Annotated in this window: 9 protein-coding genes and 1 pseudogene; 9 read left to right on the top strand and 1 reads right to left on the bottom strand. The window is 50.8% G+C overall.

Annotated elements, in window-relative coordinates:
- The first annotated feature begins 251 nt into the window (after positions 1–251).
- The 3 genes from KJS63_RS22755 (at position 252) to KJS63_RS22745 (ending at position 3,083) form a co-directional block, all read left to right on the top strand.
- Complete coding sequence (locus KJS63_RS22755; RefSeq protein WP_483874615.1) at positions 252–1,928, top strand: fibronectin type III domain-containing protein; 1,677 nt, start codon at positions 252–254, stop codon at positions 1,926–1,928.
- Between the two features lie 173 nt (positions 1,929–2,101).
- Positions 2,102–2,794 carry a peptide-methionine (S)-S-oxide reductase MsrA gene (locus KJS63_RS22750; protein ID WP_244862741.1) on the top strand — a complete coding sequence of 231 codons (693 nt, stop codon included), beginning with the start codon at positions 2,102–2,104 and terminating at the stop codon, positions 2,792–2,794.
- Positions 2,795–2,897: 103 nt separating this feature from the next.
- Positions 2,898–3,083 carry a hypothetical protein gene (locus KJS63_RS22745; RefSeq protein ID WP_068613357.1) on the top strand — a complete coding sequence of 62 codons (186 nt, stop codon included), beginning with the start codon at positions 2,898–2,900 and terminating at the stop codon, positions 3,081–3,083.
- A 164-nt stretch (positions 3,084–3,247) separates the two neighbouring features.
- Here KJS63_RS22745 and KJS63_RS26330 read toward each other — a convergent pair.
- A pseudogene (locus KJS63_RS26330) lies at positions 3,248–3,370 on the bottom strand (flavin reductase family protein); the annotation flags it as partial.
- Positions 3,371–3,459: 89 nt separating this feature from the next.
- Between KJS63_RS26330 and KJS63_RS22735 the strand changes: the two are divergent.
- The 6 genes from KJS63_RS22735 to KJS63_RS22710 all read left to right on the top strand — a co-directional run bounded on the left by KJS63_RS22735 (position 3,460) and on the right by KJS63_RS22710 (position 11,966).
- A complete protein-coding gene (locus KJS63_RS22735; protein ID WP_213621203.1) occupies positions 3,460–4,911 on the top strand; it encodes an HD-GYP domain-containing protein in 1,452 nt (483 codons plus the stop codon).
- Positions 4,912–5,232: 321 nt separating this feature from the next.
- Positions 5,233–7,005 carry a cache domain-containing sensor histidine kinase gene (locus KJS63_RS22730; RefSeq protein WP_213621202.1) on the top strand — a complete coding sequence of 591 codons (1,773 nt, stop codon included), beginning with the start codon at positions 5,233–5,235 and terminating at the stop codon, positions 7,003–7,005.
- Positions 7,006–7,103: 98 nt separating this feature from the next.
- The gene (locus KJS63_RS22725; RefSeq protein WP_213621201.1) at positions 7,104–8,654 is read left to right on the top strand and encodes a response regulator transcription factor; all 1,551 of its coding nucleotides are present in this window, start codon (positions 7,104–7,106) and stop codon (positions 8,652–8,654) included.
- A gap of 143 nt (positions 8,655–8,797) precedes the next feature.
- Positions 8,798–10,123: an extracellular solute-binding protein gene (locus KJS63_RS22720; protein ID WP_213621200.1), complete on the top strand. Its 1,326-nt coding sequence runs from the start codon at positions 8,798–8,800 to the stop codon at positions 10,121–10,123.
- A 47-nt stretch (positions 10,124–10,170) separates the two neighbouring features.
- Complete coding sequence (locus KJS63_RS22715) at positions 10,171–11,046, top strand: carbohydrate ABC transporter permease (RefSeq protein ID WP_068613374.1); 876 nt, start codon at positions 10,171–10,173, stop codon at positions 11,044–11,046.
- Between the two features lie 17 nt (positions 11,047–11,063).
- Positions 11,064–11,966, top strand: coding sequence for a carbohydrate ABC transporter permease (locus KJS63_RS22710; protein ID WP_068613376.1), 903 nt, complete (start codon positions 11,064–11,066; stop codon positions 11,964–11,966).
- The last annotated feature ends 93 nt before the right edge of the window (positions 11,967–12,059 follow it).

Raw genomic sequence — 12,059 nt, 5'->3', positions numbered from 1 at the left:
ATTCGATGCTATATTGTAAAAAACCGACAGATTTGTAAGCGCTGCCAACTGCAGCTATAGGGTATGCTTGCATTTCTTCGGTTTTTTGTACACTTTATCTGGCTTGATTGAAGAGCTGTTAATCCTTGAGGGAGGTGATCCACTTACCGGAATCGTGGCAGGATCAATCACACAAATCTAGGAGGGATTTTATGAAGAAAAGATTGCTGGGACGAACGCGTAAGTCGATGTCGCTTATGGTCGTTGCAACCATGTTCCTTGGGCTGATTCCGTCAATGGCTTCGGCTGCTGACCGGGGAGCCTGGGCGCCTAATGTGTCGTATGCCTTGAATGATACCGTCACCTACGGCGGAAGCACCTACAAGGATATTCAGCCGCACACATCCTTGCTCGGATGGGAGCCGCCGAATGTCCCTGCCCTGTGGCAGCTTGTTCCTGGCGGTAACCAGGATACCCAGGCGCCAACGGCGCCATCCAACCTGCAGGCAACAGGAACAACCACCTCGAGCATTACATTGTCGTGGTCAGCCTCCTCGGACAATGTAGGTGTGACCGGATACAATGTATATCAGGGAAGCACGCTTGTCGGCAGTGTGAACGGAACTACTCTAACTTATACCAATACAGGACTTAGTGCGAACACTACGTATACGTACACGGTGAAGGCAAAGGATGCCGCAGGCAATCTGTCTGCCGCAAGCAATCAAATTACGGCCAAGACCGCTTCCACAGGTGCCGGGGATACCCAGGCGCCAACGGCTCCAACTAACCTGGCGGTTAGCGGATCAACCTCTTCCAGCGTATCCTTGACCTGGACAGCTTCAAGCGACAATGTGGGAGTTACAGGTTACGATGTATACCAAGGTTCTTCCGTTGCTCTGACGGTAACAGGAACTTCCGCAACCATCAGCGGTCTTGCGGCCAGCACAGCTTATACCTTTAAGGTTGTGGCCAAGGATGCTGCAGGCAACGTCTCTGCGCCAAGCTCCTCGGTATCGGTAACTACCCCGGGCACCGGTGGGAACAGCTCTCTGCCGAAGCATGTCTTGACCGGCTACTGGCAGAACTTTATAAACGGGGCAGCAAACGTGAAGGTGGCTAATGTGCCGGATGAGTACGACATTATCGTGCTGTCTTTTGCGGAAATGGACACAACCAAACCGGGCGGCGTCACATTTAACGTGGATTCCTCTCTGTCTAACGCACTTGGCGGTTACACAGACCAGGATCTGATTAATGATATCAAAGCCAAGAAGGCCAAAGGCAAGAAAGTAATCATTTCGGTAGGTGGCGAGAAAGGGAACATTAACCTGAACAATGCCTCCCCGAACGTAGCCAACTTCGTGGACAGCATGTACGGTCTGATTACGAAATATAATCTGGACGGCATTGATATCGATCTGGAGAACGGGATGAACGTGACGAATCTGACCACGGCGGTTCGTCAGCTTCAGCAGAAGGTCGGTTCCAGCTTTATTTTGACTATGGCTCCACAAACGATTGACATGCAGAGCGAGAACACCTCGTATATGCAGCTGTATAAGAACCTGAAGGATATTACAACTGTTATTAACGTGCAGTACTATAACTCCGGCTGTATGCTTGGACGAGACGGCAAGTGTTATTCCCAAGGCACCATTGACTTCCTGACTGCTCTGTCTGACCTGACCCTGCAGTGGGTTGCACCTTCCCAATTGGGTATTGGCGTACCGGCAACCTCCTCTGCGGCAGGCGGCGGTTATGTGTCCGCCTCTGTTGTGAACAATGCGCTCGGATGCCTGGCAACAGGCAGCGGCTGCGGAAGCTACAAGCCTGTAGCCAAATATCCGGATATCCGCGGAGCCATGACATGGTCCATCAACTGGGATGGATCGAATAGTTACACATTCGCGAAAACCGTGAAGCCTTTCTTAGTCACGCTTCCTTAGTATTTTGAACTCAATACCAACCCTCTCCATCAGCATATCCCTCTATGCGGGACAAAGGCGCCTTGGTTAAGGTGCCTTTGTTTTGTGGTAAAATTGGGTAGAATAGCTGTAGTGACGGACGGTCCAGTGAAGCGGAATACGCAATAGGAGCTCTACATAGGAGGTTGTTAGGCGTGAATAAGCGGGAACAGATGATCAAAGATGAGGACGTCAAAGGCCATGCCACGATTAATCCGCCACAGCTTGAGACAGCGACTCTCGGTATGGGCTGCTTTTGGGGCCCGGAGGCTTTGTTCGGCCATCTTTCGGGAGTTATCCGGACTCGTGTGGGATATGCTGGAGGAACCACGCCTGATCCCACCTATCGTAACATGGGTGACCATTCTGAGACGGTGCAGTTCGATTATGATCCGGCCCGGATCACTTATGAGGAAATATTGCGTGTATTCTGGCAGCATCATAATCCTGTGAATATTAATGATTATAAGGGACGGCAGTACATGTCCCTGGTGCTCTGCATGAATGAATCCCAGAAGACGGCAGCAGACCAGGTAGTTAAAGAGATCGTGGAGTCTGGCAGGGCGAGGCCGGAGACGGAGGTTGCATCCTGCATAAGCTGGTACCTGGCTGAAGCCCGGCATCAGAAGTACTATCTTCACCGCTATCCGGACGCGGTGGAAAAGCTGGGGAAGCTGTATCCGGATCGGCATGAGATGCTGAACTCCACACTTGCGGCCCGGCTTAACGGACTAGCCAAGGGCTATACGAATATGGAACGGATTAGGCAGGAGATCACCTCGGAGTGGCCGCTTAGCCAACCGGAGAAGAATGAGCTTCTGGGTCTTCTTTGTGAGATTCGCTGGTGAGTAAAAAATAATTGTGATTTACCTCATATTGTGAAATAAATCACAATCCTGTTCGGTGGCGTGTGATATATTTAACTCGTAAAGAAGATAAGGAGTGATTCAGATGAGAACAGTCAACCCCGAAGTTATGACAAGAAACTTGCTTCAGTTCTGCTACACCTGCGAAGATGCCCATATGTGTGATTGTGAAGAAAAATGCATAGAATGTTGGGCCGAGAAGGGTATGTTAACAGCTGAAGACAACGGCGTCGAAGAGACACGGGCCCTGCTTCAAGAATACTATGCATAGTACGGCTCAATCACAATTCGCAGGTTCCAGACAAACCTGATCTTACCCAGGAAGGGGAGGAGATCAGGTTTGTTTGTTTTTGTCTGGTCTTTAGGATCAGGCGGGAGCCGAAGAGCGAGTGGGTTGATACAGTTATTTTCCTGCCCGGAAGGACTTACCCATGGGCCAAGACCAAAGTAACGTCTGAAGTTGTAAATAAGCGGATTCCACTTGTCAGGATTGATGAGTTTCTCACCCGTGACAATGTTCTCATGAGCGTGGACATGAATAATGCGTGTCTCCACAACTATTTCTTTGTTCACTTCACAAAGATTTGTGATACACTGGGAGAACATGAGACTAATTACCTACCTAAGGAATCAAAGGGGACTTTTGGATGAGAAAGCGTGATATTCTCGGTCCGGCGCTGTCTGTATTTGTGCCTTTTGTGCTCTTTGAGTATTTAAAGGCCCACGCTCTCTGGGATATGGAATTGATAGCACCGGAGGGGCATTTCTATATTGTTACCTCGGTAGCCCTGCTCGCCACTCTAGTTGCCATCGCAGTCGGGATCGCCGGTCATCGTGTAAGAAATATTAAAGTGAGCTTTCTGGCGCTCGCGTTCATCTCTTTGGCGGAAATGTTCACCGTACACGGGTTGGCCACGCCTAATCTGATGATTCATGCGGCACATTTATCCGGAGTAGCGGCCCAAGCCAGCACGCTGCTGGCAACTTTCTGGCTGTGGCTGTCATCGATGTCTTCAGACTCTGCTGTGATCACCAAGTTGTCTGGTCTTCGGGGAAGATTGATTCCCATCTGGCTGATTTTGATCATATCTCTCGGTGTAGTGAGCTTGATGAGTCCGCATTGGCTGGACTTCATCCCCCTGGATCAGAAGTCGGTCAAATGGTCGGTTACTGTTCTGGTTGGGCTGCTCAATCTGATTACCATATACCGTTACTTTCAATCCTACCGGTATTCCCGGTTCCCTCTTCAGATGGCCATTATATACAGCTGCTGCTGGCTGATTCTCGCCCAGTATATTATGGTGTCCGGTGAGACCTGGAGAATGAGCTGGTGGCTGTACCATTTCCTGCTGCTGGCTTCCATGATTGTCATGATGATCGGGCTGATCCGGCAGTATGCGGCCAACGGTTCCTGGAGCATGGCGTTTAAGGGATTGTTCACGACGGATCCGTTGGAGCGGATCACAAGCTGCCTGTCCCCGAGTGTACGGGCTCTCATTCATGCTACGGAAGAGAAGGACACCTATACAGCTGGGCATAACTTCCGGGTTACGATGTATGCAATGAAGCTTGCCGAGGAGATGAAGCTGTCTCCCGAACAGCTCCGTGTGGTGTCACAGGGGTCAATCATTCATGATGTCGGCAAAATCCATATTCCCGATGAGATCCTTAACAAGCCCGGCCGGCTGACCCCGGAGGAACGGGAGATTATTGAGCTTCACCCGGTTAAAGGTTATGACATGTGCCGGATGCTCGGCTTCATGAAGGAAGAGCTGGATATTATTCGTTCGCATCACGAGAAGTGGGACGGAACCGGATATCCAGACCAGCTGAAGGGACATGAGATTCCGCTGCTGGCCCGGATCGTTGCCGTGGCAGATGTGTATGATGCGCTGACCTCGACGCGGGCTTACCGGAAGGCTTGGACCCATGAAGAGGCGATGAGGATGATTGTGGAGAACCGGGGCACCCATTTTGACGAGGAATGCGTGGATGCGTGGATTCGGGTCTGTGAGCAGGACCCGCAGGTGTATGAATATCCCGCGAAAGTCATTAAAGAGCAGGGCCAGAGTTTGGCGCTGGGTCTGAACATGGAATGAATGACAAGCGAATAAGGATTATAGGTTTAGTGAAGAAGGGGCTTCGTCTAGAAGTCTCTTTTATTTTTGCCTAGATCAAGAGGAGATCATTGATTGTATGGTAATTATCACCTGACTTGCGGCCCGGAGGAGGCTGTACCGGATTTTCAAAAGTATGATACGATAGCCTAAAGTTGGGCCAGGCGAAGCTGTTATGTTTTCATAGAATCTTGTGCAAGCGCTTACCAGTTGGGCCTTTTGCTCATCTGGTTATAGAGGGCATGACTTGGCCGGACGCGCAGAGTTTTCTTTGAATAAAGGCAACTGATCAGAGGTGGGAGAATGGAGAATTGGCTCGGGAGATCGTTGAAGAGGAAGCTGTCTCTGCTTATTATTATCGTAACACTCGTACCTTTGATATCCCTTGGCTTCTTCTCGTACAAAATGGCCGAGGGACTGACAGAAGAGAAGGCGATCATCACGGGGATGAACACGCTCCGCCAGCTTGAGGCATACCTGGATACTATGGTTAAGGATGCGGAGAATATGTCGCTCTTTCTGATTGGACACAGCGGAGTTCAAGATTATCTAAAGTCTCAGGTCTATGATCTGCGGCAGCAGACCACGATAATCAGCTTTTTGACCAATCTGGCATTTTCTAAGCCCTATGTGGCGAACATTATCATTGATTCAATGGGGGAGAAAAGGTCAATCTCACAGAAATCCCTGATCCGGTCTGAATTCAAGGATATTACCGAGACAGTCCCGGATTATTATAAAGACCATCCCAAATGGTGGTCGGATGTTCACCGGCAGTGGACCTCTGACGGCGTAAGTCAGGTGATTACTCTGGCGAGACCGATCCGGAGCCTGGATAAGTACAAACAAATCGGCAAGGTTCAGATTAACCTGAACCAGGCGGTGATCGCCAGACAGATCCAGCAGGCCGTGCTGGAGAAGAACGGGTTTGTGCTTCTTCTTGACGAGAAGGACCGGATTATCGCAGGCCCGTCCGATATGGGGATTAATCACCCTATAACCGGGTATTACCCTGACTTGAAACCCCTAAGAGATGCAAGCGGGTATCTGGATTACGGAACAGGCTCAGACAAGAAGACTATTCTATATAAAAAGATGTCCGGTGTGAACTGGAAGCTCGTAGGGATCATTCCTTCCCAAGAATACCGGTCACAGAATCATTATTTTCTTACCCTGACGGCTATCGCGGTTACCGTTGCGATTCTGTTTGTCATCGCGCTTGTTCTCTTCCTGATCCAGAGAATTACGAATCCACTGTCCACACTCACGAAATTTCTCAAGAAGGCAAGCCCGGACGAGCCGCTGCCGGCCATCCCGGTTAAATCCATTGACGAGGTAGGCCAGCTTATCATCAGTTATAACCGGCTGAGCTCCCGGATTGTCAAGCTGACCGATGAGGTCAAGCTGAATGAATCACTCAAGAAGGAAGCCGACATGCAGGCGCTTCAGATTCAGATTAACCCCCACTTTTTATATAATACGCTGTCTTCTATCCACTGGCTGGCGCTGATGAACCAGGATCACAAGATTGCTGACATGGTTGGCTCTTTAAGTAATTTCCTCCGGTTCAGCTTGAACAGCGGGCAGGAATATTGTCCAGTGCAGCAGGAGATTCTGCATGTGCAGAACTATGTGAACATTCAGTCCATCCGCTATCCGGACAAAATAAGATTCGAGGTGCTGTCCGACCCCGGGATTCAGGACCGGTATATGCTGAAGCTGCTGCTCCAGCCACTGGTTGAGAACGCGATGCTTCACGGCATATTGAAGAGGGATGGGATAGGGACAATCAAAATTGAAATCAGGCAGACAGATGAGGATTCCCTTCATTTCGCGGTTGCGGACGATGGAGTTGGCATGCCAGACGAGCGGCTGCAGTGGCTGCGGAGCCAACTGACCGGTTCTCCGGTTCAGGACCGGGAGAAGCCGTCATCAGGAGGTTATGGGGTGCGTAATGTGCATAATCGGCTTGTCCTTCACTACGGCAAAGAAGCCGGCCTTCATATGGAGAGTACGGAAGGAGGAGGGACCCGGATTTCTTTCACGATTCCTTCCCAGGACGTTACACCGAGCTGAGCAGCCAAACCAAGAACTTTAAGCCCGGATCAGATCGAGAGAGCAGATCAGGTGATTTTATTTACAACCAGGCAGCATACATGGAAGGGGAGAATCGGATGAAGGTATTGATTGTTGATGATGAGGTGATTATCCGCACCGGACTAAGTACGGTCATCCGCTGGGAAGATCACGGATACACCATACTTGCACCTGCGGCTTCAGCTGAGGAGGCACTGGCGCGCATTCCGGAGGAGCGGCCTGAGATTATATTTACCGATATCCGGATGACCGGAAAGAGCGGACTTGATATGGCCTCGGAAGTGAAGAAGGAATTCCCTGAGACCGAGGTCATCGTGATTTCGGGCTTTGATGATTTTGTCTATGCCCAGCAGGCCCTGCGGGAAGGAGTGACCGATTACCTGCTGAAGACCAGCCCGCCTGACGAGATTCTGCGGGCTGCTGCCCATGCCAAGAACCGCATTGAACAGCGGCAGCAGAAGGAGAGGATGGGCAAGGAGCAGATGAAGGTGCTGAATCGCAGCTTCCTGCGGCGGCTGCTGGCCTCTGCCGCATCTCCAGATGAGGCCGCAGCCCTGGAACTGTGGAGCAGATACCCGCAGCTCCGGCTGACCACGGACCAGGATGTGCTCCGGATCTGGATGATATCTGTGGCCGAGGTCGGAGGTCAGATGAGCACAGCCGTGGAGGATAAGCTCTACAATGCAGTCGGAGAGATCCTGGCGGAGCAGCTCCCCGGCGAATGGCTGCACTGGGCCGGCTCTCTGCTCTTCCTGGTTCGGGAAGAAGCCGGGCATACAGGATGGCACCGGGTGCAGTATGCACTGCGGCGGGCGGAGGGCATGCTTGGCTGCCGGATCTTTGCAGCCTGCGGAAGTCCAGCGAAGGATACGGATGAGCTGAAGGGGGCACTAGAGACGGCTGTTCAAGCCTCATCTTATGCATGGCTCCTAAGTGAGGAGCCTATCGTACGTTATGAAGACATTAAAGACCGCAAGGGTCTGCGCATCGTATGTACGATAGAGGAAGAAGCAGCGTTTGCCTCTCTGCTTAAATCCGGGGACCGGGATGGCCTTCGGCGCGGAATCACAGATATTTTGACCCGGGTGAAGGGGGATAGTGAGGCGACGCCAAGCTCGGTCCGGGCCTATCTTCAGTCGTTTCTAGTGGCGGGCTACCGCTGGCTGGAGCGGGCAGCACAGTCGATCGGCTACCCGAACCCTCTTCCCTACCGTGAGGAGTCGGATCGGGGAGAGTTAGCGAGCCATCCCGAGCAGGTACTGTTACGTCACTGCGAGGTGATCATGGAGCAGTACAGCCGAATGTTCTCGGGAACAAGCAGCGTCCAGCGGGCGATCTCCTATATTCATGAGCATTTGGATCAGAGCTTGTCCTTGGCTCAGGTGGCCAAGCATGTACACATGAATCCGAATTACTTCAGTGAAATGTTCAAGCGTGAGACTGGCCAGAATTATATTGAGTTTGTAACGCAAGCCAAAATGCGCCGCGCCATGACCATGCTTAGTGAGACACCGGCTAAAATCAGCGAAGTGGCCAATCAGATCGGATATGAGGACATTAAATATTTTAACCGGCTCTTCAAGAAGTTTACGGGCCAGACTCCTTCGGAATTTAGGAGCAAAAGCTGAATTTTGTCCCTCTATAGTCTGAATTATCTCCCCTATGGACGAAATTCCTCCTCTCTTATACTTGTATTAATCCATTTAACCGCTTACAACACAAATGGAAGCGCATTCCTAACTAGCCCTAGATATATTGAGGAGGATGACGAATGAAGAAAATTCGTACATTGGGTCTTGCCCTGCTAATGATGGCCATGTTCCTGACTGCTTGCGGGGAGAGCAGCGGCACCAAGAATGCTGAGGGCGAAGCGTCCAAGGATGGAAAGGTGAAGCTGACCATCTGGCACAACTTCGCTGGCGATGACCTCAGAGCCAAAACCGTAAGAAGTCTGATTGACCAATTCGCTAAGGACAACCCGAATGTTGAGCTTGATGCTCAAGCCATTCCAGTGGACGGCTACCGTCAGCGCCTAAGTACTGTGGCGGCTGCCAACGAACTGCCGGATGTATTCTTCGTCTATGCGGGCAGCCAATCGTCCGAGCTGCACAAGGCGGGCTTGCTGCAGCCGATTACAGAGCTGGTAAACAAGAACGCGGATTGGAAGAACCAGTTCCTTCCGGGCGCTTTTGAACCGTACTCTTTTGAGCCAAACCAGATTTATTCTGCCCCTATCTCGATGTCCGCAACTTCAATCCTCTATTACAATAAGTCGCTCTTTGACAAGCATAAAGTGAAAGTCCCTACAACCTGGGATGAAATGATGACCGCCATTAAGGTGTTTAATGAGAACAAAGTAACTCCGATCGCGCTCGGTAACAAAGCGACATGGGTTGCACAGTCCACGATTCTGGGCTCTCTGGCTGACCGCGTCACGGGTACAGAGTGGTTCAAGAATGCGGTTGCCCAGAAGGGAGCCAAATTCACGGACCCTGAGTTCATTAAAGCACTTGGATACTTCAAGCAATTGGTGGACAACAAGGCCTTCCAAGAAGGCGCCAACAGTATTGATAATACCCAAGCCGAGCAGTACTTCATTCAAGGCAATGCGGCTATGATGATCAGCGGAGCATGGACTCTGACGAACCTTGCGGCATCTTCCAGTGAAGAGCAGATGAAGAACATTGAGGTAACTACACTTCCATCGATCCCAGATGGCAAGGGTGAAGCAGGCACGATTTCCGGCGGCGCAGGCGGTGGTCTTGCCCTAAGCAAACGTACGACTGGCGCAACGAAGGAAGCCGCACTAAAGCTGATCTATGCAATATGCGGACCCGATGCACAGAAGGCAATTGCTGAAAGCAACTCCATGGTTATGTTTGATACCCAAGTGGATAAATCCAAAGTTAGCTCCCTGTATTACAAAGCGTTTGAGCTTGTGAAGAAATCCAAAATAACACCAGTCTATGATGCCTACCTGTCTGCAGATGCCGGGGAGGCTATCAATAACGGTCTTCAGGAAATTATGATGGGCGGCTCAGTTGAGGCAGTTGCCCAGAAGCTTCAGGATGCGCAAGCGAGATCTGCCACACCATAGAAGGGCGTAACAAGCCGCTGCTTTAAGGAAGGAGGCTGAGGCTGGCCATGCCAACGGCTATACGAAGTAAAGGTTTTATAGCAATTGCCCTGCTCCCGGCACTGCTGCTGTTTCTGGTCTTTGTAATCGTGCCAATCTTCTGGTCCGCATATTATGGCCTGTATGATTGGAAAGGACTCGGTGCAGCCAAATTTATAGGGATAAACAACTATAAGGTGATTTTGGAGGACCCAATTTTTTGGAGAGCGCTTAAGAACAACCTGATCCTGGTTGTCTCTTCGATCCTAGGACAGATTCCCATCGCGCTTCTGCTGGCGCTCGTGCTGCTTAAGAATACGTTCTTCACCCGGCTTGTACGCTCGGCTGTCTTCATGCCGATGGTTCTCTCGACTGTAGTTGTCGGACTGATCTGGGGATACATCTATAATCCCCAGTTCGGTATCCTTAATTACATCCTGGAGCACATCGGACTTGGCTCCTGGGCCCGCCCCTGGCTCTCCGATCCGAAGGTGAATATGTATGCGATCTCCATTCCAATCAACTGGGCCAACATTGGCCCATATCTGGTGATCTTCATCGCAGCTCTTCAGAATATTTCACCGGAAATTGACGATGCGGCCAAGATTGACGGAGCTGTGCGCTGGAAGAAGCTGCTTCATGTAACCCTGCCAATGGTATGGGGGACGGTTGTGGTTACCATGGTACTTTGTATTTCGGGGAGCCTTAAGGCCTTCGATCACGTTATCGTGATGACTGGTGGAGGCCCGGCCCAATCGACAGAACTGCTTGCGACATACATGTACAACAACACATTTAAGGTTTACCGCTACGGTTACGGTTCCGCGGTATCCACGATGATTATGATTATTAGTGCCCTATTGATCGGAATTAACTACATCGTTACCCGAAGAAAAGCAAGCTAACAGAAGGAGGGAGGGACGTGAAACTAGAGACAACCGGAAATTCCGCGGCTGCCGGAAACACGGGAACCGCCCTGAAGACCCCGATTACCCAAAATTTTTGGCGCAGAGCGCTTGCCGGACTTGTCAGGCTTCCCCTGCTGATCTATGCCATACTGACGCTGTACCCGCTGTACTGGCTGTTTATCAGTGCCTTTAAAACGAACGAGGACTTCTTCAAGCGTCCTTATGGCCTTCCGCTTGTATGGATGAAGGAGAACATCACCCGCGCCTGGGATCTCGGACATATGGGTAGAGCGATGATGAACTCTGCGATTGTCACCATATTGGCTGTGGCCCTGACCATTATTCTTGGGCTACTGGCTGCTTATGCGCTGGCCCGATTCAATTTCAGATTCAAAAAGGTAGTTGTCGCACTGTTTCTGGCCGGCCTGCTGATCCCGATTCACAGCACATTGGTGCCGCTGTTCCTGATGATGAAGAAGATCGGATTGCTGGATACGTATGGTGCGCTGATTCTGCCGTATACAGCCTTTGAGCTTCCGATTGCGATATTCCTGGCGATGGCGTACATGGCTTCCATTCCGCGTGAAATTGAAGAAGCTGCCATGATTGACGGCACAGGATGGTGGGGAATCTTCGGAAGAATGATTCTTCCGCTCAGTACTCCAATTATTGCAACGATCTCGATCTTGGCTTTCTTAAGATTCTGGAACGACTTCTCGTTCGCCCTGGTATTTATCAATTCCCAAAGCCTGAAGACGCTGCCGCTGAGTCTGTCTCTATTCTCGGATGGCTTCGGTACAGATTATGCCCTTACCATGGGGGCGATGGCGATCGCTGTAATCCCGACCATTGTTATCTATCTGATTCTTCAGGAGCAGATTATGAAAGGTATGGTAGCCGGCTCAATCAAGGGCTAGGAACAACAGGTTAAACCCATAAGAAGAGCTTCCAATCAGATTCCCCAACATAGATCCCCCATGCTTTATACCAAAAAGACACCCTTTACTCAG

Source organism: Paenibacillus sp. J22TS3 (assembly GCF_018403205.1).
Lineage (GTDB): Bacteria > Bacillota > Bacilli > Paenibacillales > Paenibacillaceae > Fontibacillus > Fontibacillus tuaregi.
This window is presented reverse-complemented; position numbering and strand designations above follow the sequence as displayed.